Origin of the sequence: Clostridium guangxiense (assembly GCF_021043395.1) — a bacterium.
In the GTDB taxonomy this organism is placed as follows: Bacteria; Bacillota; Clostridia; order Clostridiales; family Clostridiaceae; genus Clostridium_S; species Clostridium_S guangxiense.
Genome location: NZ_JAJNKE010000046.1, coordinates 1 through 24,701 on the forward strand (window position 1 = coordinate 1; position 24,701 = coordinate 24,701).

Genomic DNA, 24,701 nt, shown 5'->3' on the forward strand with positions numbered 1-24,701 from the left:
ATAGTGCTCAACAAATTCCAGTTTGTAAGGATAAATTTGGTATTGGTAATTTAAATATTTCAGCTTGTTTATCTATAAAAAGAGAGCATTTCAAAATTAGAAATACCCTCTTGAGCTATTTAAATGTATACTTTTCTTAACAAAAGTAATTTTGTAGTATCTTCACTTAAAGCATCATAGTATTGAAATAATTTTAAAACAACATCGCTTAATGACAAATTAATCATAAAAAACTTATCATTAACTCCATTTTTAACAGGCAGTGATATAGGATTATTTGAAATAACAAGATATTTATTGATATTGTCATTATAACTATTCAATATATTTAATAATGTATCTAAATTCGATACTTCGTTATCATTAAGATGGCAAACCCTTATTATATTTTTAGTAAAACTAAGTTCATCTTCACTTATAATAAGATAAGAATTTTCTCTATCATTATCATAATTACTGCTTACCTTATACTTCATAGCACACAATAATTCTTTTATAAGTACTTTAAATTTATCTTTATCCATATTTTTAAGGAGTTCTTTAATACATTCTAAGACTTCATTATATATTTCATTTTCTTTGTCCAAAGCTTCTTTAACATTTCCATTGCTTACAAGAAGTCTTTCTATTTCTACATCACAATTAAACACTCTAAAAACAACATAATTTTGACTTAACGAATCCTTAAGTTCCTTAGAAATTAATTTTTCATTTATATGCTTTTCTATCCACTTCACTTTCAATACATTAGGCTGTTTAGGATATAACTCAGCCATATATTTATACCCTTCTAAAACTATTCCTATATAGTATTCTCCAGTCACAGCATTATATGTGATTATTCTATCATTTTTATTTATTTCTCTTGAAAATCTCCAAATTTGACTTTCATATTGTATTCTCTTACCAGGCATTACATCGCTGTAAACTTGATCACATCTTATTAAAAGCTTGTCTTTAGTTTCATATTCCAAAGGATTTCCAATTTCACTCCATCCAACTGTAACTATGCCATTTTTCATCCAAAAATCAATCAAATCTTCATTGACTTTGCAACTTATCATCCACCAATTTGCCGCCACGAAAATCCCTCCTATATTTTATCCGTTTGTTTTAGCATATACCTTATAATTTATACTTGGAAATATATTATCTATTTTTTCTACTTTCTCTAGATTTTTTAACTCTATGTTATCTTTTGTTATATCATCATAAATTGTCATAAATCTATTTAAATGGCTATTTATTCTTCTAACTGCATAATCAACTGTAGTATTGTTTTTTATAATAAAAGGCCAATCTGAAGATTCTGCAAGCATAAGTTCTCTTGCCGCTTGGTTTAATGCTCTTTTTTGAAGTTCACTTGGGTCAGTGTAAGTATTAGCAAGCCTTATCATTATTTCTTCACATTTGTGAAGTTCTCTATATATCCATTGGTTAGAAGGGTTTACCCAAACAGAATAATCACTATTTTCTCCCCAGCTTGACGGATTTGGAGTTGAACATTGAACCATAGGATTCATCTCAAGATATTCTGATGGAGTTATAAGTTCATATGAAGTCCATTCTTCAGCACTTTTTCTTATGAACGCATTTATAAAATCCGGTCCCTCGAACCACCAGTGTCCATACAATTCAGCATCGTACGGGCAAGTTATAATAGGTGGTTTGTCCATGTGCTTTGAAACTTCATTTATCTGATCATTTCTACATTTAGAAAAATGTGATGCATGCTGCCACACTTTTTGCATTGCTTCATCTCTATTGTATATCTCCTTATTCTCAGTATTGCCAGTTATTTTATAATATTTAAAACCAGTATCTATTCTTATGCCAGAGACATTTATATATGGTTTTATATAGTCCATAGGAAGTTCATATCCTATGTCTCTATAAAATTCTCTATAGCTAAAATCTCCAGGATATCCCATAAAGTCGCTCCACACTTGATATGATGAATCCATATCCCTTCCGAAAGTGCATACACCATTTGGAACTGCTATAGGAGCATTTGTTCCATACATCGGTTTAGGAGAAGCATATAGCACCGCTTTACTTTCCGATATAAAATATTTTATACCATACTCCTTAAGTACACTATCTAGCGAATAACTGTAAGCACATTCAGGAAGCCATATACCTTTTGGAGCATGTCCCATAACTTTAGTGTAAAATTCTACACCCGTCGCAATTTGTGCCCTAACTGCTTCAGGATTTACAGAAATAAGCGGTAATAATGCATGCGTAGCTGAACAAGTTATTATTTCAAGACACCCAAGTTTATCAAACTTTTTAAATGCATTCATTAAGTTATTATTATACTTTTCATATGTTTCAAGAAGTCCTTTAAATCTGTCATTATAAAAATGTGCAACTTTATTTTTTTCATAATTATTTTTAGTTCTTATTAATTCTTTATTTGAAAGTTCTATAGACTTATTAAGATATTCAAGATATCTTTCATTTAGATACTCATCTTGAAGCATAGACATCAAAGGCGGTGTTATGGACATTGTCATTTTAAATTTTATTTTATCATTTAAAATTCCATCAAAAGCTTGAATAAGTGGAATATAGCACTCACTCATAGCCTCAAATAACCATCTTTCTTCAAGTGGATCATTAATTTCAGGATGCCTTATAAAAGGCATATGACCATGAAGTACAAACGCAACATATCCTTTTTTCAAATTTATTCACCCCAATCAACTTATTTCCCCTTAGATGTGCACACAGGAAATTTAAAATAATTATTAATAATTTCTTTTGAGCATTTTTCAAAATATTCATTATTATATTTAGAGTAACAAATTACCAATCTGGGATATGGTCTAATTTTTTTTTTCCGTCAACAAATGGATATGGTTTTGGTTCTTTATGCATACAATTTTCATTTGATCCTTCACTGCATGTTGGTAAACTATTGTTTGGAGCAAGAGAATTTTCTGATACATCTACATAGTAAACCGCTGAATCACCTGATTGATTATCTCTAGGTGTTGTAACAGTATTTGATACCGCAACTGCCACAAAGGTATCATCTGCAAGCACCCTTCCAAGCTTTACAAATACATCCATATCGCCCTTATCTAAGTGTATAAACCAATTATCAGCAAAAGCATCAATATAAATTGTTTTGACTTCAGAAACAATGCCATTTATTACTTCATAAACTTTTATTACTGGCTTTGAGTTTTTCCATGAATTTTCCCCATATCTATCTTGAAATTCCTTAATTTCAACAGCGGAAACACTAAAATAACAAAATACATTGCGTGCATTTTGTACAAGCAAAACTATTGATGATTTATCTTCATCTACCATAACTCCGCACCCCCAATAATCAACTAGTTAATATAGTATATTATACCGTAAAATACTAACGCTGTCACGAATAAATTTACACATGTACTATAAAGCATACATTAAATACCATTTTAATAAATATACTTTAATATAGATTTTTATATGGGGGTAACAATGCTTAAATTTAAAACAATAGTAACATCACTACTAATAGTACTATTAATAGAGTCAATTTGTATATTGGTCTTTTATAAATCAAAAGTAAACACTATTTCCAATTATGATCCAAAGAAAAAAATCACAATAATCGTAGATATAAGCACCAATACTCTTTCTGTATTTCAAAATGATAAGATAATAAAAAATTACGCAGTTGCATCAGGAAAAGCAACTACTCCTTCCCCAATAGGAACCTGGACTATTGTACATAAGGATACCTGGGGAGAAAGCTTTGGCGGAAGATGGATGGGCTTTAATGTACCCTGGGGGCAATATGGTATACACGGAACAAGTGCTCCAAGTTCAATAGGCTGGGCATCTTCACACGGATGCATAAGAATGAGAAACAAAGATGTAGTCGAGTTATATAAAATAACTCCAATAGGAACAAAAGTAATAGTTGCTGGTAGTCCTTACACTAATTTCAGTTCAAGTCAACGTACCTTAAAACCTGGTATGCGAGGTTCAGACGTATATGACTTACAGGTAATTTTAAAGGACAAAGGTTACTACAAAGGTAATGCTGATGGCATTTATGGTGACGGCATGAAATACTATGTACACAAATTTCAAAAAGATAATGAACTCTATGTAAGTGACACAATAAGTAGTAATTTTTTCAAAAAACTAGGAATTAAACTTATGGATTGATATATATGTTTTAACTTTTTGTAAAATTTTAATGCATACACTGTTTTAAAAACAAAACATATTGCTATAATTATACTATTGGAATTTTTTTATACTTTAGATTATGTAGGCATTTGCAGAACAGATGTATTCTTTAAAGGAGATGATTATTTGAACAATGTAGGTCTTATACTAGAAGGCGGAGGAATGCGTGGAGTATACACATCAGGTGTTCTTGATTTCTTTATGGATAGAAATCTTTACTTTCCATACATAATAGGAGTATCTATGGGGGCTTGCAATGGTGCCTCTTATGTTTCAAAGCAGCGCGGGAGAACAAAATCTGTAACTATAGATTTTGTTTCTGATTCAAGATATTTAAGCTATAGAAACCTCTTTAAGTACAAGTCCATATTTGGAATGGACTTTATATTTAATGAAATTCCAACAAAATTAGTCCCCTTTGATTTTAAAACCTTTTCCAACTATGATGGTGAATTTGTAATTGGTGTTACTGATTGCATTACAGGTAAAGAAGTTTATTTTAACAAGAGTAATTATACTAATAATAATATTCTTGATATAATAAAAGCTTCTAGCAGTCTTCCCTTTGTAGCTAAATCTGTAAAAATAAATGATTCAATACTTATGGACGGCGGTCTCTCCGATCCAATACCAATAAAAAAATCTATAAGTGATGGAAACAAAAAGAATGTAATTATCTTAACTAGGCAGCGAGGATATATAAAAAAACCGTTTAAATTAAAATGGCTTGCATCAAAAAAATACCACAACTATAAAGGACTATATAATTCTCTTGTACAAAGACATAAGCTTTATAATGAAACCATTGAATATATAAACAAACTACATAACGATGGCAAGGTATTTATAATACAACCTCAAACCCCTCCTGCTGTTAAAAGAACTGAAAAAAACCCAAAAAAGCTTATTGAATTATATAATGAGGGATATAAAGATGCAGAAAGAAATTATAAAGATATAATAAGCTTTTTAAATAAAAATGGATAGGATCAATGCCTATCCATTTTTATTTGTAACAAATGAATAAAAGTCAAATGTTATGGATAAAATACCTAGATGTACTAAATTATACAGAGAGGAATGATATCCCATGAAAATTGGAATGCCTAAGGGTTTATTGTATTATAGATATTATCCCTTTTTCAAGACCTTCTTTAATGAATTAGGCGCAGAGATTATAACGTCTCCAGATACAAATAAAGAAATTTTAAATTTAGGGATTAAATATTCTATTGATGAAGCTTGTTTACCAATAAAAATTTTCCATGGCCATGTCGCATATTTAAAGGATAAGTGCGATATAATGCTTATTCCTAGAATAATGCAGTTAAGAAAATCAGAATTCATATGTCCTAAATTTTGTGGACTTCCTGAAATGATTGTAAGCGACATTCCCAATATGCCAAAGATCATCTCGTTTCCAATATATTCGTATAACAAAAAAAGTTTCATGTCATTTATAAAGAATTCAGGATCCATCTTCACAAAAAATATCTACAAAATAAAGGCCGCTTACTCGAAAGCTCTTCTTGTACAAAACAGTTTAAATTTAGGAATTAAAGATAAAAACTATGATATTAACATTGCATTAGTGGGTCATCCTTACAACTTATACGACTCTTTTTCAAATCTAAACTTAATAAAAAAATTACATAAATTAGGCATAGGTGTAATTACAGAAGAAACTATAGATGAAAATTTAATTAATAATGAAGCAGCAAGCTTATTTAAAAAACCTTTTTGGACATTTGCTAGAGAATCCTATGGCTTCTCAGTTTTTTCTGCCAAAAACAATCTTGTTCATGGCATTATATATATTTCGTCTTTTTCTTGTGGAATAGATTCTGTATTAATAGAGCTTATAAAAGATAGTTTAAAATCATTTCCAATGCTTATACTAAAAATAGACGAACAGACAGGAGAAGCTGGTTTTGATACTAGACTAGAAGCTTTCTCAGATATGCTTAAAAGGAGGTGTATGATATATGAAAATAACATTTCCTCAACTAGGTAATACCTGTTATGCAGCAAAAGCCGTTTTTGATGGTTTAGGCATAGATTATGTTCTTCCACCTCAAAGTAACAGAAGATGTTTAGAGCTAGGCTCATTATATTCTCCTGAGGAGATGTGCCTTCCATTTAAAATAATGCTTGGCGGCTATATAGAAAGTATAGAGAAAGGTGCAGATACTGTTATAATAACAGGAAGCTGCGGTCCATGTAGATTCGGTGAATATTGTGAACTTCAAATGAATTTATTAAAAAAACTAGGGTATGATGTTGATTTCATTGTTTTAGATAAACCAAGTTCTATTGGTAAAAATGAATTCTTAAAAAGAATAGAAAAAATATCTAATGAAAGCATTTTAAGCACAAAGAAAAAGTTAAAAATCCTATACACAGCTTATAGGATAATAAATTTAATAGATTATATTGAAAAAGAAGCTCATGAAAAAGTTGGTTATGAAGCAAATGTGGGCGAATGCAAAAAAATATTAAAAGATTGCAAAAAAAAGGCATTTTCCTATAATGATCCCCAAGAGCTTTTAGAATTTCTTAAAGTTTATAAGCACAAAATTGACAATGTAAAATTAAACAAAGAAAATCATCCTTTAAAAATTGCCATAATAGGCGAAATATATACTATAATAGAGCCTTTCTCGAATTTGTATATTGAAGATAAACTTATGGATTATGGTGTATCAACTTCAAGACATTTAAGCCCAAGTTGGTGGTTTAAAGATGCCTTTTTATCTATATTCAAGTTAAATTCTCTTGATTTAAGACTTAATTCAAAAAAGTATTTACCTTATTATATAGGCGGTCATGCACGTGAATGCATCGGAGAAGCAGTTATGTCAAGTCATTCTAACTTTGATGGTGCTATACAAATTTTCCCTTTAGGATGTATGCCAGAAATTGTAGCAAAGTCTATACTTCCTAGAATTTCAAAAGATAAAGATTTTCCTATATTAAGCCTTATAGTTGATGAAATGACAGGTGAAGCAGGATATATTACAAGGATTGAAGCTTTTATAGATTTACTTGAAAGGAGAGAAAATAATGTATTACATGGGTGTTGATGTTGGATCTGTAAGTACAGATATAGTTCTTTTAAATAAAAATACAGAGGTAGTAGAAAGCATATATCTTAGAACAAAAGGAAGACCAATTGAGGCAATTCAAAACGGCCTTAAGATTTTAAAGGATAAATATACCGATAGACAAATACTAGGTGTTGGAACTACGGGAAGCGGTAGACAAATAGCCTCATATCTTATAGGTGGTGACATTGTTAAAAATGAAATTACAGCTCATGCTGTTGCAGCTTTAAATTTAGATAAGGATGTAAAAACAATACTTGAAATAGGCGGTCAAGATTCAAAAATAATAATTTTACGTAATGGAATCGTAAGTGATTTTGCTATGAATACAGTTTGCGCCGCTGGAACTGGTTCATTTTTAGACAGACAGGCTGAAAGATTAGAAATACCAATAGATAAATTTGGCGAACACGCTTTAAAATCAACGTCTCCCGTAAGAATAGCCGGTAGATGTGCCGTTTTTGCAGAATCGGATATGATTCATAAGCAGCAACTTGGATATAGCGAAAATGATATTATACGTGGATTATGTGAAGCTTTAGTAAGAAACTATCTGAATAATGTAGGAAAAGGTAAAGAAATACTACCAAAAATTCTTTTTCAAGGCGGCGTTGCCTCAAATATAGGAATAAAACTTGCTTTTGAAAAAGCTTTAGGATATGAAATAACAGTTCCACCTAATCATAAAGTAATGGGTGCTGTTGGTGCTGCTATACTAGCCAAAGACTATATAGAAAAGTACAAAACTCAAACGAATTTCAAAGGATTCAATTTAGCAAATATGGATTTTGTATCAAGCAGCTTTGAATGCAGCGGATGTGAAAATAAATGCGAAGTAGTGCAAATTAAAAATAACAATGAACTAGTAGGATGCTTTGGAGATAGATGCGGTAAATGGAACAAGAGCACCGCAGTTTAATTTTTGTTTATTTATCTATAAATATACTTTATAATAAATGTATATAATTTATTTACTATTATTAGGTATCTTAAACTTTTAGAATACCTAATAATAACTTTTATATTTATATTGAGGGTGAATGAGATGAAAAATTTTACAGAACAAAGAAACTTTAAAAGGGTTAGATTTAAATGCTTAGCAACTTTCTTTATGGTAAATGGTATAGATAAAATTAATGATGTTGAAATTTTAGATATAAGTGAAAGTGGAACAAGATTGAATCTACCAAAAAGATTACAAATCGGAGATAAAATAACCTTTAAATTTCCTATAGGAAATTTAAATCTAACATGTAATGCGACTATAATTTGGGGACAAGTAGGTATGGAAAAAGGCTTTATCTATGGTTGCAAATTTGATTTACTTGCAACCAATAAGCATCTTTTAAAACGTATAATAGAAGAATTTTATCGCAATAACTTTATATATATTTATAAAGATAAGGCAACTAAAATTATTGAAAATATGACTTGCACAATATCTATATCTGCATCTGATATAGATACTCTTTTTCAATATTCAAGCTGGCTGCTTGGCGAAGTTGATAAGTCTAATAGACTAGCTTTTATAATTCTAAAAAATTTAGTTAATAGATTTGAAGAATACGGAAATAACCATTTAAATTATTTTAATATAAGTATTTATGAATATGAAGAATTTAAGCATGTATTGGATTTCTCTATTTCTTCTCTTTATGGTGACAATTTAAATATAAAAGCACTAAAGTTAGAGAATATTGACATATCCCCACTAGAATCTCAAAAAGCATCTAATTTAAGACATAAGTTTGATGCCTTACCGGATGATATAAAATTAGATGTTGCTAAAGAAATTTCAAAATATTTATTTAATATAGAAAACAAATAGAAAACTTTTATATTGTTAACATTACTAAAATTGAATTGTATTCTCTTGAAATAAATTAATTTTAGTAATATTATTAATAGTATATGTAATATACTATTTTCCATCAAACAAATACATAATTTTAAGATAGTAGGTGTTTATAATTGAATAAAGTTATTTTAACAGAATCAGGGAAAAAAAAGCTAGAAGAGGAGCTCGAATACTTAAAAACAATTAAAAGGGTCGAAATAAAAGAAGCTCTAAAAGTTGCAAGAGCCCAAGGTGATTTAAGCGAAAATGCTGATTATAGTGCTGCTAAAGATGATCAGTCTATGAATGAAACTAGAATTCAGGAAATAGAAGAACTCTTAAAAACTTCTACTGTTGTTGAAACTTCTGTAAGTGAAAATGTATTTGATTTAAATAAAACTGCAATGGTTAAATTTTATGATATAGATGAAGTAGAAAAAGTAACTCTTGTAAGTTCAGTAGAAGCAGATGCTAAAAATATGAAAATAAGCATTGACTCCCCTTTAGGAAAATCATTATACAAACTCGAAGTAAATAAAAAAGCAGTTGTTGAATCACCTGATGGCAGCTATGAGGTTGAGGTACTTGAAATATTATAATAATTATATTTAAATAAGGAAGTTATCTTATGATAACTTCCTTATTTTGTCGTCCATGCTTTTATTAGATTATGATTTAGCAGTTCATCAGAATACTCTAATTCTCTCGAACTACTGTCTTTCATATTTTTAAGTTCAGGGGTTTCACTAATTTTACTTCCAGTTTTTATATCATAATAAGTATTTGTCCATGACACATAGAATACTTTTCCATCTGTAAAAGATCCATTTCTAAAGGTAACCTTTCTGTTAGCAACATTAAATATATCCTTACCAAACATATAATTATTTTTCAAATTAAACATATTCGCTATAGTAGGATATAAATCCATTTGTCCGGCATAGGTATGATTTTGCCCTTTATTCGCATCCTTTGGAAAATGTATCAATAAAGGTACTTTTTGATATTGATACCATGCCAAATCGTCCGTGCTAGTTGAGCCTTCAAATTTATATAAATCATTTATATTTTGCTTAGGAATAGCAAAATGATCACCATATATTACAATAATAGAATTGTTGGCTATACCAGAGCTTTCAAGTTTATCTAAGAAATCTCCAAGCTGCTTATCGGTATAATGTATACCCTCTAAATAATCACCAAATAGAGTATCTTTATAACTTCCAACATCCAAAGTATCCATACCATTTTCATATCCTTTAACATCATTAAATGGATAATGACTACTTAAGGTAATAAGGAAAGAAAAATATGGCTGTTTAAATTTTTGCAGTTTATCAAAAGATTGATTTAAAAAAGATTTATCACTTAAACCTAACCCTACATTTTCATCATGATTATACTTAGATTGTCCAAAGAAATCATTGAAATCTTCAGTCTTATACATTACATTTCTATTCCAGAAACCTTCAGTGTATCCATGAAGTGCCGCTGTATAATAACCTTTTTCGCCTAACTCCTTAGGCAATGCGTTTAAAGTATTTCCACCATAAGTATAATATGCCGCTCCCGATTGAGCTGGATAAAGTGAATTAAGAGACATAAATTCAGCATCTGAAGTATTTCCACCAGCTACTTGATAAAAGTAATTGTCAAAATACATACTCTTATTCACCCATTTATTTAAGTTAGGTGTTATTTCTTTACCATTTATTTTTTGGTTAATTGTAAAACCTTGAAGTGCTTCTACCTGAATCATTATAAGGTTTTTTCCTTTTCCTATCCCAGTAAATTGACTATTTGTTTTACTTGTATTGTTTTCAAGATAACTTTTTACCTTCTTTTCTTCACTTTCAGGAAGCTTTTTAGAATTTTTTATTTTTGTACTTGTAAAATTAAATGCATCAACTATATGAAAATTCAAGTTTCCTATCATTTTAGTCAAATAAATTCTATTGCTCATGGCAGTTAAAAGTGTTGGCTGCTCTACTGAAACTCTTTTAAATGTCTTAGCATCCACTACTGTTCCTACAGCAAATATCATTATAAAAGTAATTATTCTAGCTATAATGGACTGTACTCTAACATTAACCTTTTTATAATATATTTTAAGCACAGGAATAAAAATCACAATATCAAGTATATATATAAAGTCATTAACCTTTATAAGTCCAATTACAGCATCCTTAACTCCCATTAATAACTTAGCATCTCTAATTACTGAAACAGTTATTATATCCTTATAATACCTAAAGTAAACTAAATCCGCTATTATAAAAGCACTAATTAAAGTATCTACAATAAGCAAATACCTTATTCTAGCTTTGTTTTTCAATAAAAAAGCAAAACTGCACAATAATAATAGAGATGCAATAATAGGTATAATAACACTTGGGTCAAAATATTCAGGTGATATACTTTTGCCATAGCTCACCAATTTTACACATAATATTACAAAAAATACAACCACATCAATATTGCTTTTTACAAATTCACTTATCTTTCTTGCAACCGTATTATTATATATTTTTTTAATTGGCATGGGTGTTTTCAAATTCATCATCTCTTTTTTCAAATATTTTAATTAAAATTATTTCTTTTTAAAAGCTAATGTCTTTTTTATGCCTGAAGAAACTCCTTCAGTAATATTTACATTAAATACATCAAGTATGAACATAAATAAAGGTATTCCCAAAAGCAATCCCCACGTACCCATAAAATGTTCTGAAACTAAAAGTATTACAAATGTAAAGAATATCGGAATATGAGTTTTAGATGACATAAGCTTAGGATTGAGGAAATAAGTTTCTACAGAATGGATAACAAATACCATTATTAAAACGTATAAAACCTCTATTGGACCATTTATCTTAAATGCAATAAGTGATAACGGCACTAATGAAATTATTACACCTGCTACTGGTACTAAACTCAATATAAATATCATAAGTCCCAATGTCATAAGGCTTGGAAATCCCATTGCAGCAAGAGCCACTACAGATAGAGCCGTATTTACAAAGGCTATAATTATTTGAGCTTTAATAACCTTACCAAAAGAATTTAAAAAATTATTTCCGTAATAAGTAAAATATTTATACATACTTGATAATTTGCTATCTTCAAATTTTTTGCCAAATCTTATAATTTCTCTTTTTTCAACTATAAAGAAAAGACTTAAAATCAATGCTAAAAATGCATTTACACCAACTTTACCAAAACTTGTTATAGAGTTAATGATAAACTTGGCACCAGGTTCTGTATATTTCTGAATATCAATTTTACTGACTATAGGTGAAATATACTTATCTATAAATGTATACTGTTCAAATGCATTAGAATTTTTATAAAAATTTTCAGCCTGTTTTTCAAGACTACTACCTTCATTTATGACAACTGGAATATACTTATAAAAAGCAATAACAATAGCAGTTATTATTATAATGTATAAAATTATAGTAACAATTCCCTCTCTAATTTTTACATATTTAGATAATCTAGAAACAATGAAAACTTCAGCGCTATTTATTAAATATGTGAACAGAAAAGTCAATAGAACTAGATTAAGCATTTTTCTAGCAAAATATAGTATTAAAATCAAAACGAAAAAAAACATAAGTTTCTTAAAAGCTTCTCTATGAATTACTTCTCTTATGAAATCCAATAGTATTCCTCCTTTACTGATAATAGTTTACTATTAATCCTTTATAATTTCAATGTAAAATTAAATCTACGGAGTAACTTTTTTGTTAAAACTACTTAAACAAATTTGTCACAAGAATGTCACATAAAAATATTATTATTAAAACATAGTAAATAACAATTAATTGGAGGTAATACTTATGGATAACTTTAATGATGATTCTAATAATATGCCAGAAGAACTTAAGATAAATAATGATTTTATTCCACCACAAAAACCTAAAAGAAGAAATAAATTTACTTCATACATTATAGTAGGTCTTGCATGTTCTATAATAGGTGGTACCATATCAACTGCTGGAGCACTTTATTTACTCCCCAATTCAAGTGCTTTTAAAAATACTCCTTTATATAAAAGTTTGGCGCAAAACGCAGGTGCCTCCTATACAGATACTTCTTCATCGACTATTAAAGCCACCAATACTTCTACAGTTGCAAGTCAAAGTGGAACCTTAACTGGAGCACAAATAGTTAAAAAAGTTGCTCCTGCAGTGGTTGGAGTATCAACAAAAACAAAGGTAAGTTCCTCAGATTATGGTGATGTATTTGGTTCCTACGGAAACGGCAGTAACAGTGGAACTAGTGAGCAAGATGGTATGGGTTCTGGAATTATCTTTAATAGCGAAGGATATATACTAACAAATTATCACGTTATCGATGGCGCTGATACAATAACCGTAATATTCAACAATAAAAAACAAGTATCCGCTAAAGTAGTTAATTACGATTCATCAATGGATTTAGCAGTAATAAAAATAACAGATAAAGATGTTAAAGTACCCGGAGTTGCAGAACTGGGAAGCTCAAGCAGTATGAATGTTGGAGATCCTGTATATGCTATAGGAAATCCTCTTGGGCAAGATCTATTAGGCTCAGTAACCACTGGTGTTATAAGTGCCTTAAACAGACAAATAAGTGTAGATGGGACGTCAAATAAGCAAACTTATATACAAACGGATGCTGCAATTAACCCTGGAAACAGTGGCGGTCCTCTTGTAAATGCTCAAGGACAAGTAATTGGTATAAATAGTGCTAAAATTGGAAGCAGTAGCAGCAGTGAAACTAGTGTAGAAGGAATAGGTTTCTCAATTCCTATAGATTTAGTTAAACCTAAGATTTCAAGCTTATCAAAACAAATATTAATGCTAGGTATTATAACTGAAAGTTATAGTGAAAGCCAATTAAAAGCTCATGGTCTTCCAGCAGGAATTTATGTTGCACAAGTTCAAGATTTTAGTTCAGCACAAAAAGCAGGGATACAGGCTGGTGACGTAATAACTAAATTTGATGGTAAAAAAGTAACAAGCGTAGATGATTTAAATTCAATTAAAGCTAAGCACAATTCAGGTGATATAGTAAAAGTAGAGATTTATAGGAATGATAGTACAAAAACTATATCCCTTACACTTTCAAATTAAAAAATATTGCGAAGTTACTTCGCAATATTTTTATATTGTTGCACCTTGTTCAAAGTAAAGTAAAATTCAACGCCATTTTCTGTATTAGCTGCCCCACACTTTCCTCCATGAAGCTCAATTATGTTTTTTACTATTGAAAGTCCAAGTCCCGTTCCTCCAGCTTTTCTATTCCTAGACTTATCTATTTTGTAAAACTTATCCCAAATTTTATCCAGTTCATCTTCACATATTTTTTCACCATCATTAATTATCTGTACTACAACTTCTTCTTCTTTTTCAATCATGTTTATAGTTATCTTGTTCTTCACATATTTTAAAGCATTATTTATATAGTTATTAAGTACTTGCTCAATCCTATATTTATCTGCTATCACATTCACATTTATAATATTTATATCTAATTCTATACCTCTCTCGTTAAAAATAGTACAATATTTTTGATAGCACTTCCATACCAAGTCACCTATATCTATAACTACTTTACTAAGTTTAAAATTGCCACTTTCAAGCTGAGATAAATCAAGCATATCCGAAATTAAATTTCCCATATTTAGAGCTTCATCTATTATTACATTTAAATAATATTCTCTATCTTCCTCTGATGTAACAATGTTATCTTTAAGTCCTTCGGCATAACCTTCTATAAGTCCCACCGGAGTTTTAAGTTCATGGGAAACACCAGCTATGAATTCTTTTCGCATTTTTTCTAATGCTTTTTCTTTCTCAATATCTTTCTTTAACTTTTCATTTGCATTTTTAAGAGAATTTAAGGCATTATTTAAATTATTAGAAAGAAAATTCAAGCTTCTCCCTATACTCCCAATTTCATCTTCCCTATTTATGCTGCATTTTTCATCAAAATCAAGATTAGCCATTTTTGAGGCGGCTTTATTTATTTTTACAAGAGGTTTAGTTATCATATTGGAATATATAAATGCCATTATTAAAACCAAGATTATACCTCCAATAAAAACGTATATAAAAATTCCTTTCATAACATCGGATGCTTCAGTTATTGGTGTAAATGATGATATTGCAAAGATATATTCATTAGTTGTAGTATCCGGAACTACAGAAACTATATTCTTCATATTATATACTTTACTTTCAAATACATAAGTTTTACTTTTTCCTGTCCTTTTCATATCAATAAATGAACCCGGATCAGAAACCCACTTATACATTATTTCTTTTATTCTGTTAATATCAGTAGAATTACTTTCATCATTATCCCTACTGGTAAGATATTTAAGATTTCCATAGCTATTTAAAATTGCAATAGTGCAGTCATTTTTTTCTTCAAATTCTTTCATATAATCTGCAATATCATTGGAATTCATTTTATTCAGTTCATTATTATAATAATTTTTAAAATTAATAGCCGCTTTATTTAAATTATCTTTTCTTTTATTTTCATATATTTTTTGAAAGAATATGGACTCAAATAATAAAATAAATACTATAAATACTGTAAAAAAACTAAGTGTTATTAAAAACAATTTAGCAGTTATACTATTTTTTATATTTATTTTTTTCACTTTTTCACCTCAAATTTATATCCACTTCCCCTTATGGTATTTATAAGATAGGCTCTATCCTCAAGTTTTTCTCTAAGCCTCTTAACATGAGTATCTACCGTTCTTAAATCACCATAGTAATCTTTTCCCCATACATTATCAAGTATCTTATCACGGCTCAAAACTATACCAAGATTTCTAGAAAAATATATAAGTAATTCATACTCTTTAGGTGACAAATAAATTTGTTTTCCTTGTAACACAACTTCATGCGAGATTTCATTTATGGTAAGACCGTCAAAATTACTTTGATTATCTAATTCTTTTCCATTAACCCTCTTTAAAAGTGCTTTAACTTTTGCAACTAAGACTTTAGGACTAAATGGCTTTGTTACATAATCATCTGCCCCAAGTTCATATCCTAAAAGTTTATCCTCTTCTTCACTTTTTGCAGTTAGTATTATTACGGGGATGCTTGATTTTTCCCTTATACTCCTGCATACTCTCCATCCATCCACAAGGGGAATCATTATATCCAGTATGGCAAGTGAAACCTCCTCACTATTAAATATATCAATAGCCTCTATTCCATCAGCTGCCTGAAGAACCTCATATGACTCTCTTTCAAGGTAGGTTGAAATAAGCTTTCTCATTCTATCTTCATCCTCAACTACAAGTATTTTTTCCAAAACAAGCTTCCTCCTTTAAATTATTCGGCAGTTTTTTCCTCCTCTTGCTCATGATTTTTTTCTCTCTTAAATATAAAAGCAGAAAAAACTGCTGTAAGCGGTATTGTAAAAATAAGTCCTATGCTTCCAGCTAATGATTTAATAGCCTCTGATGCTATTACATCTTGATTTAAAATTCTATGGAATGGCAAATCATAAGATGATATCCATATCATAATATACATCGCCCCTCCAGCATAAGCAAGTATTAGGGTATTAGCCATAGTACCCATTATATCTTTTCCTACATTCATTCCTGATTTAATCAACTCTACCATACTCATTTCTCTTTGCTGGTTTATTTCATTTATAGAAGATGCAATAGACATACTAATATCCATAACAGCCCCAAGCGCTCCCATAAGTATTCCTGCAAATAATAATCCGCTAAAGTTAAAATTTACATTTTGAGATATATAAATAATCATTTGCTCTTCTTCATCTGTAAGTCCAAAAAGCCTTAGCGATGAAATACTTATACCTGCAATAAGCCCAGCAATCGCAACTCCACCACAGGTGCCTATTATAGCCGCAAAGGTTTTTTTGTTTTTCCCACTTATAATAAGTAAATTTAAAATACTAACACCAATACATATAAAAACCGCAACTCCTATAGGATTAAATCCTGCCATTATAAGAGGAAGCATTATCTTTAAAACAGCAAAGCCTGTTATTGCAAGTCCTATTATTGACTTTATTCCTTTTGCGCCACCAACAAGAGCTATAAGTAATACAAATATAATTACCAATGCATATATAAACTTATATCTAACAACATCATATATGTATGATCCATTTTTAATGTGTCCATTTTTATCTTCCGAAATATTAACGAGCACCTCGTCACCCTTTTTAGTAAGTGATTGATGGTTTGTTTTATCATTTACTAGATTATCTAATTTTATGGTTTCTCCTTTATGAGAACCATTTAGTATTTTTACAAGAACATAATTTCTTGCCAATGTTGTTGTCTTACTTTTAGAATTAGATTTGCTAACTTTATTAGAAACACTGGTATTATTTATCTCCTTTATTACTTTTCCATGTATCTCTAAGTCATCCTGAGAACCACCAAATAAAAAATGAAATACTATAAACAAAATAATTAAAATTGAAGCTCCTAACAAATATTTAATTTGCTTCTTCTTTATGCTAATTTTCATTTTATTTTCTCCTTATCCATAATATACAGCTTTATATAAAAAACTATATCACAGTATTATTTGTAAAAAAAGAATTTCTTAAATTGTTAATCATATGTTAAAATTATTGATGTTAATTTTAAATCAATAAAGCAAATATTTTTTATGAGAATAGGAGATTTTATAATGAGTAAATTAAACTTTAAAGGAAGTGTTATGTTAAACCCTACACCAGTAGTTCTTATCACTTCTCAAAATAGTTATAATAAAATCAATGTTTTTACAGTTGGATGGATAAGTACTGTCTGCACCAAAGAACCTGTTATAGCTATGGGTGTTAGACCAGAAAGACTTTCCCATGAGTATATTAAGGAAAGCGGCGAATGTGTTATAAACCTTCCTACAAAAAGCATGGTTAAAATTGTAGATTATTGCGGAGTTGTTTCTGGCAAAAAAGAAGATAAAATCAAGCATTTAAATCTAAAGTTAAACAAAGGAATATCTATCTCCACTCCTTCGTTAGAGGCTTCTCCTATAGCATTAGAATGCAGAGTAAAATTAATCACTCCTCTTGGCACACATGATTTATTTTTATTAGAAGTTCTAAACGTTAAAGTAGACGAAAGTTTATTAGATTCTAGTGGTAAAATTTGCTTTAATAAAGCAGATTTAATTTGTTATAACCATGGTGAATATTATGGACTTACTTCAAAACCACTTGGTTCATTTGGATATTCAGTAAAAAAGAAAAAAAATAAAAACTTACATAAATCTTTTTCTAAAAAAAGCAGCCATAAGTAACTAAAAAGGAGCCTAAAAACTAGACTCCTTTTAATGAATTAAACCATAAAAATCATTACATTTACTATATTTGCCCACTTAATTTGATTCTTTTCAGTTCAGCCATAAATTCCAGTTCTTCAATATCTTCATTATTACATATCCTTAAATGTTCACATACTCTTAAGTGATCACATATCCTACTTATAAGATATTTATTTGCTAATAAATATGCATTTTTATTATTTTTATCATTTGGTAATTTTTTAATATTATTAATATATGTATCTACTTCATTCAATATTAATTCATTTCTATAATTTATAATATCTTCTTCATCTAATTGTATACTGTTCAAATTTTTACTTACTAGTGCATACAATAAATTTTTTCCATTATTGTTGACCATTTTAACTCCTCCTCAAATATATGATTAAACTATAAGTTTTAGTTCATTTTACTTTCTCAATTTCTCTTGCATTATTTTTATTCTAGCACTATGCTTACACTAAAATCGCAATAATCCTTCATAATATTACATATATTTGTACGTAATACAAAAGTTATTTAAGGGGGTATACAATCAAATTAAATCAAATATTCCTTAAAAATCAAATTTCTAATGCAGTTTTCCTTCAATCTTCATCATATCATTTTTCATCGGTTTCATCTTTGCTTACAATTTTCTTTCTTGTAGTTTTCGGCTTAGTTGATGATGAACTTCTTTTTCTGTATGTCCTTTTTGGTTTAGTCGTTTTTTCCTTTTCTCCCTCTTTGGCGGAATCATTAACCTTTTCTCCACCTTTTATCTCATCATTATTTTTTTCGTCTACTTTAAGTTTTTCTGATGCGCTAACTTTTTTTTCAGCGGCAGTCTTAGCCCTTTTAGAACTACTTGTAGATTTTCTAGTGCTTTTACCTTTTAAAGAAGCTTCTTCACTTTCTTTTTCCTTGACGGTTTTACTAGTTGAAGTTTTTGCTTTCCTTCTAGTTTGCCTAGGTCTAGAATACTTTTTATTTGGGATTTGTCCACCTAAATCCCACTCTGTACCCTCTGCTTCCTTTTTTACAAGATCATACATTTTTACAGTTAAGGCTGCAACTTTACTCCAGGTATAATTTTCACTTACTGTTTTAAATGCATTTTCCCTTAGGTATTTGCACAGCCCTTCATCATTTAAAAGTTGGAGTACATTATCTTTTAGGCTATTTGCATTTCCATTTATCATTTTCATTCCATTAAATTTATGTTCTACTATTTCACTAAATCCCCCAGTATCAGATACTACAACAGGACATCCCGCAGCCATTGCCTCAATTGCAGCAATACCAAATGGTTCGTATAAAGATGGCAATACAACAACATTTGAAACCTTATAGAGCTTATCTCTGCTCTCATTGTTCATATAGCCTGTAAATACAAATTTATTCTCTAATCCCATATTTCTTACTTTACTTTTTAACTCTTCTGTCATAGGTCCTTTTCCTGCAATTATAAATTTGACTTTACTATATCCTTTGACTATATCATAAGATGCATCTACAAGCAGTTGAATTCCTTTTTCAAACACATGCCTTCCTATAAAAAATACTATTTTTTCATCATCCTCTGCAAATTGCCTTCTATAACTAAGCCAATCAAACTCGAAATCAAATTCTTTAAGATTTATGCCATTAGGTATTACCCATACCTTATCCTCTGGAGAAGCAAATGTATTTACTATTTGCCCTTTCATATATGTGCTGCACACAACTATCTTCCATGCTTCATAACTCAACAGCCATTCTGCAGAAGATATATATCTTTGCATTTCAGTTCTTATACCATTATTTCTACCCTTTTCGGTAGCATGAATAGTACATATTGTTGGTATTTTATAAGACCATTTCAAAACTTTAGCTGAGTATGCTGTAAGCCAATCATGAGCGTGAATAATGTCTATATTACCTATTTCCTTTATTAACCTTATGCACTCTTCAATCATTGCGAAATTCAAATGCATAACCCATTTTGCAAAATCGTCTGTATCTATTTTATATGGTGATACTCTATGAACATAAACACCATTATCATTCTCTTGTATAGGTGCTGTACCTTCTTCACAAGTAACAACATGTATTTCGTATCCCAAGTTACTAAGTTCATGCGACAAATTGTATACATGTGTTGATAGCCCTCCAACATTCTTAGGTGGATATTCCCACGATAACATTAATATCTTCAACTCATTTCCCCCTTACCTACTATTTAAAAATATTTTATCAAACTTTTCTGAAAAAACAAAATATATTATAATCTATATTACCAATTATAACTATTTTTTTTTATTATTCAACCTATTTAGCTCTATTAAAGTAATATTTTTCCATTTGTATAAAATTAATCGTACTCTATGCATTAATTTTATATAATAAAAATGTACAGGATATTAAATCCTGCACATTTTTATTTACTTTGTATCCTTCTTTAAAAGTTCACCTATAGCGGCTATACTACCAAAAGATGATAAAGTTTCATTTGGAAGTATAAGTTTATTAGCAGGGTTCTTTGCCATTTCCTTGAGTGCTTCAACTTGCTTTAACGCAATAACAGTTTCATTAGTTCCAGACTGTATTATAGATTTATTAACAACTTCTATTGCTTCAGCCTCTGCTTGTGCTATTTTTTCTATTGCTTTTGCTTTACCTTCTGCCTCAAGAAGCTGTGACTCTCTAAGACCTTCTGCACGTTTTATGTTTGATTGCTTTTCTGCTTCTGCTTGAAGTATCTTGGCTTGCTTTTCTCCTTCTGCTCTAGCTATATCTGATTGCTTTTGTCCTTCAGCTTGAAGTATAGTTGCTCTCTTATCTCTCTCTGCTCTCATTTGTTTTTCCATTGCTTGTTGTATTTCTGCTGGTGGAATTATATTTTTTATTTCAACAGATAATATCTTTATTCCATATGCATCTGTAATTTCATCTACTACCTGTAACAATTCTTGATTTATTTTATCTCTTCCGGATAACACTTCATCAAGTGTCATGTTACCAACTATGTTTCTCATATTGGTTATAGTAGAATATATAATACCAGATTTATAGCTTTCTATGTTGTATATAGCATCTCTTGCATTCATTACCTTATAAAATATAACATTGTCTATGGATATTTTAACATTATCCTTAGTTATAACACTTTGTGGTTCAATATCTAGTATCTGCTGCTTTGTAGAAACCTTAGCTCTTACAAAATCAACAAATGGAATCATAAAATTCCAACCAGGTTGAAGACTTCTATTGTATTGTCCTAATCTTTCAACAATGAAGATATATCCAGTAGTAACGACCTTTAAACAACTTAAAATAATTAATAATATAACAAGTACAATAACTCCTATAATTATATTTCCTATCATTTTAACCTCTCCCTTTTTATTTAGTTATTAAAAATTTATTTCCTTTAATACCTGTAATCACAAATTTTTCTCCTCTTTTTATTGGATGTCCAATATTTTCAACTGTCCAATAAATTCCTCCAACCATTATCTTAGATGTTTCCTCTATATCCCTTTCAGCAACCAGCTCCTTTCCTATATACTTTTCTTCCATAAGAGGAGTTCTTTTTACAGTGCTTTTTATAATCTTTTTTGCCATAGGATATCCAAAAATAAAACAAATTATGCTTATTACGGCAAAAACTATTACTTGAGCAATTACACTTCCACCCAGTAAATGGGTTATTATTGCTCCGGCTGCTCCTATTGAAAACCACACAAACAAAAATCCACTTGTGGCTATGTCAATAAAAATCATAACTACAAAAATAAATATCCATACTTTAAAAATAGTATCCACTATTACTACCCCCCTCTCGATATTTATAATTTACACTAATATGCGGAATTAATAAAGCCTTATTTTTAACTTTTAAAGTGGTATTAATTACTCTTTAAAATGATTTTCTTAACGCAATCTTCACTTTTCATTAATTTTCGTATGCTTATACTTATTAAAGTCCCTATATATTTTATTATTCGTGATATAATAATATATATACTTATATATATTATTGATTAAGGAGTGATTATAATGATAAATACATATATAAAAGCCTCTGCTGCTTGCCCTAAAACAAACGTAGCAGATATAAGCTTCAACGTAGAAAATATAAAAAAATGTATAGATAAAGCTGTTACCGAACATTCTAAAATAATAGTTTTTCCCGAACTTTGTATAACTTCATACACGTGCGGCGACCTATTTGAACAAGACATATTGATAAAAAAATCTATACACGCTATAGATGAATTAGAAAAATATACGTTAAACCGCGACATACTAGTAATTGTAGGTGCTCCCCTCTTATATAATTATTGCCTTTATAATTGTGCATATGTGCTTTTTAAGGGGAAAATACTTGGAGTAGTTCCTAAAAATTATATACCAAACTATTCTGAATTTTACGAAAAAAGATGGTTTACAGAAGGCTTTAATATTAAAAATAAAGTTATAGATCTTGATTTCGAAAAAAATATTCCTTTTGGCAATAATTTGATATTTAAATGCGGTGACCTAAAGCTTGGAATAGAAATATGCGAGGATTTATGGGTCACAATCCCTCCAAGCAGTTATTTAAGCTTACTCGGTGCAAATGTTATTGTTAATCTTTCAGCTTCAAACGAAATAGTAAGTAAATCGGAGTATAGAAAACATCTTGTAGAAAACCAAAGTGCAAGATGTATGTGTGCTTATTTATATGCATCTTCTGGAGTTTCAGAGTCAAGTACTGATTTAGTTTTCAGTGGTCATCTTATTATAACAGAAAATGGAACTATTCTCAAAGAAAATAAAAGATTTCAAAGAGATAATGAAATTATCTCTTCAGTTATAGATATGGAAAGATTAACTAGTGAACGTTTAAAAAATATAAGTTTTAGAGATAGTGTAAAATTATGCCCTTTTGAAGCTCAATTAATAGAATTTAAATACTCAGATAAAACTATAGGTTATTTTGATAGGTTTATTGATCCACATCCATTTGTTCCTTCAAATGAAGATGAGCGCGATTTAAGATGTAAAGAAATTTTTAATATTCAAACCTCAGGACTTGCTAAGAGATACAGTCATACTAAACTTAATAAAGCAGTAATAGGCATCTCTGGAGGTCTTGATTCAACTCTTGCTCTTCTCGTAATAGTTAAAACCTTTGACATGCTTAAAATAGATAGAAAAAACATAACAACAGTTACTATGCCTGGCTTTGGAACTACAGATAGAACTTACAATAATGCCGTAAATCTATGTAAAAATTTAGGCACCGAGCTTAGAGAAATAGATATAGTTCCAGCTTGTCTTCTCCATTTTAAAGACATAAGTCATCCTGCTGAAAAACACGATGTAACTTACGAAAATGTTCAGGCTAGAGAAAGGACACAAATTCTAATGGACATAGCCAACAAAGAAGGTGGGCTCGTAATTGGAACTGGTGATTTATCAGAGCTTGCACTCGGATGGTGTACATATAATGGAGATCACATGTCAATGTACGCTGTAAACTGCTCTATACCTAAAACTCTTGTTAGATACCTTGTAAAATACGTAGCTCAAAAAGAGGTAGACAAAAAAACTTCTGAAATACTTATTGATATACTCGATACTCCTGTAAGTCCTGAGCTTTTACCAAAAGATAGGTGTGGAAATATAACACAAAAAACAGAAGATATTGTTGGTCCTTATGAACTTCATGATTTCTTCTTATATTATTTTATAAAGCATGGTTCTGATCCTGAAAAAATATTGTTTCTTGCAAAGCATGCTTTTAAAAATATTTACACTGAAGAAATTATAGAAAAGTGGTTTAACCAGTTCATAAAAAGATTTTTCACCCAGCAATTTAAGCGTTCTGCTATCCCTGATGGACCAAAAGTAGGTACCATAAGTCTTTCACCAAGAGGAGACTGGAGAATGCCATCAGATGCATCTTTTAGTAGCTGGACTCACTAAAAATATTGCGAAGTAACTTAATCAATGCACAATTCACATATATAGTACCAAAATTTAATTGGTTACAAAGATTCACACCTAAAATTCCGTAGGCACGGAGGATTTTTTTCCTTGTACTCCGTGGGAGCAAAGTAACAATGCTGAAGGAACAGTTTAAAAAAATCCTAATAAATCTTGGTAAAAAAAATTATAAAATCCTTAGATATTTCAATCTGTTTGTAGAGTAAGTCGGTGGCGAATCGCCACCTTCTCCTCATCAAACCGTGCATGCGGTTTTCTCGCACACGGCTTTCC

Annotated in this window: 22 protein-coding genes; 10 read left to right on the plus strand and 12 right to left on the minus strand. The window is 29.8% G+C overall.

Annotation, left to right across the window (positions count from 1 at the left end; genetic code table 11):
* Positions 1-119: 119 nt before the first annotated feature.
* From LQK79_RS18160 to LQK79_RS18170, 3 genes are all read right to left on the minus strand, one after another.
* Complete coding sequence (locus tag LQK79_RS18160; RefSeq protein WP_231017413.1) at positions 120-1,082, minus strand: restriction endonuclease; 963 nt, start codon at positions 1,080-1,082, stop codon at positions 120-122.
* Between the two features lie 18 nt (positions 1,083-1,100).
* On the minus strand, positions 1,101-2,690 hold the full coding sequence (locus LQK79_RS18165; protein WP_053242654.1) for a glycoside hydrolase family 57 protein: 1,590 nt from the start codon (positions 2,688-2,690) through the stop codon (positions 1,101-1,103).
* Positions 2,691-2,811: 121 nt separating this feature from the next.
* Positions 2,812-3,324, minus strand: a complete 513-nt coding sequence (locus LQK79_RS18170) for a DUF4912 domain-containing protein (protein WP_231017414.1) — start codon at positions 3,322-3,324, stop codon at positions 2,812-2,814.
* Between the two features lie 156 nt (positions 3,325-3,480).
* Between LQK79_RS18170 and LQK79_RS18175 the strand changes: the two genes are divergently transcribed.
* The 7 genes from LQK79_RS18175 to greA all read left to right on the plus strand — a co-directional run bounded on the left by LQK79_RS18175 (position 3,481) and on the right by greA (position 9,740).
* Positions 3,481-4,176: a L,D-transpeptidase family protein gene (locus tag LQK79_RS18175; RefSeq protein ID WP_231017415.1), complete on the plus strand. Its 696-nt coding sequence runs from the start codon at positions 3,481-3,483 to the stop codon at positions 4,174-4,176.
* A 150-nt stretch (positions 4,177-4,326) separates the two neighbouring features.
* Entirely contained in the window at positions 4,327-5,187 is an 861-nt protein-coding gene (locus LQK79_RS18180) for a patatin-like phospholipase family protein (RefSeq protein WP_231017424.1), read from the plus strand.
* Between the two features lie 103 nt (positions 5,188-5,290).
* Entirely contained in the window at positions 5,291-6,214 is a 924-nt protein-coding gene (locus LQK79_RS18185) for an acyl-CoA dehydratase activase-related protein (protein WP_053242651.1), read from the plus strand.
* Complete coding sequence (locus LQK79_RS18190) at positions 6,186-7,283, plus strand: 2-hydroxyglutaryl-CoA dehydratase (RefSeq protein WP_231017416.1); 1,098 nt, start codon at positions 6,186-6,188, stop codon at positions 7,281-7,283. The genes LQK79_RS18185 and LQK79_RS18190 overlap by 29 nt, the downstream gene beginning before the upstream one ends.
* The gene (locus LQK79_RS18195) at positions 7,264-8,223 is read left to right on the plus strand and encodes an acyl-CoA dehydratase activase (RefSeq protein WP_053242650.1); all 960 of its coding nucleotides are present in this window, start codon (positions 7,264-7,266) and stop codon (positions 8,221-8,223) included. Before LQK79_RS18190 ends, LQK79_RS18195 begins: the two co-directional genes overlap by 20 nt.
* Before the next feature lie 126 nt (positions 8,224-8,349).
* Positions 8,350-9,132: a PilZ domain-containing protein gene (locus LQK79_RS18200; RefSeq protein ID WP_231017417.1), complete on the plus strand. Its 783-nt coding sequence runs from the start codon at positions 8,350-8,352 to the stop codon at positions 9,130-9,132.
* Between the two features lie 143 nt (positions 9,133-9,275).
* Positions 9,276-9,740 carry a transcription elongation factor GreA gene (gene greA / locus LQK79_RS18205; RefSeq protein WP_053242648.1) on the plus strand — a complete coding sequence of 155 codons (465 nt, stop codon included), beginning with the start codon at positions 9,276-9,278 and terminating at the stop codon, positions 9,738-9,740.
* A 41-nt stretch (positions 9,741-9,781) separates the two neighbouring features.
* On the opposite strand, the gene LQK79_RS18210 is transcribed toward greA, so the two are convergent.
* Both LQK79_RS18210 and LQK79_RS18215 read right to left on the minus strand, forming a co-directional pair.
* Positions 9,782-11,683 carry an LTA synthase family protein gene (locus tag LQK79_RS18210; RefSeq protein WP_231017418.1) on the minus strand — a complete coding sequence of 634 codons (1,902 nt, stop codon included), beginning with the start codon at positions 11,681-11,683 and terminating at the stop codon, positions 9,782-9,784.
* 48 nt (positions 11,684-11,731) lie between these two features.
* Positions 11,732-12,802 carry an AI-2E family transporter gene (locus LQK79_RS18215; RefSeq protein WP_053242647.1) on the minus strand — a complete coding sequence of 357 codons (1,071 nt, stop codon included), beginning with the start codon at positions 12,800-12,802 and terminating at the stop codon, positions 11,732-11,734.
* Positions 12,803-12,980: 178 nt separating this feature from the next.
* On the opposite strand from LQK79_RS18215, the gene LQK79_RS18220 reads away from it, so the two are divergent.
* Positions 12,981-14,258: a S1C family serine protease gene (locus tag LQK79_RS18220; protein ID WP_231017419.1), complete on the plus strand. Its 1,278-nt coding sequence runs from the start codon at positions 12,981-12,983 to the stop codon at positions 14,256-14,258.
* Between the two features lie 14 nt (positions 14,259-14,272).
* On the opposite strand, the gene LQK79_RS18225 is transcribed toward LQK79_RS18220, so the two are convergent.
* From LQK79_RS18225 to LQK79_RS18235, 3 genes are read right to left on the minus strand one after another with little or no spacing between them, the layout of a single operon-like run.
* Positions 14,273-15,796: a sensor histidine kinase gene (locus tag LQK79_RS18225; RefSeq protein WP_231017420.1), complete on the minus strand. Its 1,524-nt coding sequence runs from the start codon at positions 15,794-15,796 to the stop codon at positions 14,273-14,275.
* A complete protein-coding gene (locus tag LQK79_RS18230; protein ID WP_269144198.1) occupies positions 15,793-16,464 on the minus strand; it encodes a response regulator transcription factor in 672 nt (223 codons plus the stop codon). The genes LQK79_RS18225 and LQK79_RS18230 overlap by 4 nt, the downstream gene beginning before the upstream one ends.
* A gap of 20 nt (positions 16,465-16,484) precedes the next feature.
* Positions 16,485-17,666, minus strand: coding sequence for a YibE/F family protein (locus LQK79_RS18235; RefSeq protein ID WP_231017421.1), 1,182 nt, complete (start codon positions 17,664-17,666; stop codon positions 16,485-16,487).
* A gap of 165 nt (positions 17,667-17,831) precedes the next feature.
* On the opposite strand from LQK79_RS18235, the gene LQK79_RS18240 reads away from it, so the two are divergent.
* A complete protein-coding gene (locus LQK79_RS18240) occupies positions 17,832-18,446 on the plus strand; it encodes a flavin reductase family protein (protein ID WP_053242645.1) in 615 nt (204 codons plus the stop codon).
* A 64-nt stretch (positions 18,447-18,510) separates the two neighbouring features.
* Here the strand turns inward: LQK79_RS18240 and LQK79_RS18245 are convergent, their stop codons facing one another.
* The 4 genes from LQK79_RS18245 to LQK79_RS18260 form a co-directional block, all read right to left on the minus strand.
* Positions 18,511-18,834: a hypothetical protein gene (locus tag LQK79_RS18245; RefSeq protein WP_053242644.1), complete on the minus strand. Its 324-nt coding sequence runs from the start codon at positions 18,832-18,834 to the stop codon at positions 18,511-18,513.
* 241 nt (positions 18,835-19,075) lie between these two features.
* On the minus strand, positions 19,076-20,650 hold the full coding sequence (locus LQK79_RS18250) for a glycosyltransferase family 4 protein (protein WP_053242643.1): 1,575 nt from the start codon (positions 20,648-20,650) through the stop codon (positions 19,076-19,078).
* 225 nt (positions 20,651-20,875) lie between these two features.
* Positions 20,876-21,820, minus strand: a complete 945-nt coding sequence (locus tag LQK79_RS18255; protein WP_053242642.1) for an SPFH domain-containing protein — start codon at positions 21,818-21,820, stop codon at positions 20,876-20,878.
* 16 nt (positions 21,821-21,836) lie between these two features.
* Positions 21,837-22,259 carry an NfeD family protein gene (locus tag LQK79_RS18260; protein ID WP_231017422.1) on the minus strand — a complete coding sequence of 141 codons (423 nt, stop codon included), beginning with the start codon at positions 22,257-22,259 and terminating at the stop codon, positions 21,837-21,839.
* A 234-nt stretch (positions 22,260-22,493) separates the two neighbouring features.
* Between LQK79_RS18260 and LQK79_RS18265 the strand changes: the two genes are divergently transcribed.
* Positions 22,494-24,407, plus strand: a complete 1,914-nt coding sequence (locus LQK79_RS18265; protein WP_231017423.1) for an NAD(+) synthase — start codon at positions 22,494-22,496, stop codon at positions 24,405-24,407.
* Positions 24,408-24,701 lie beyond the last annotated feature (294 nt).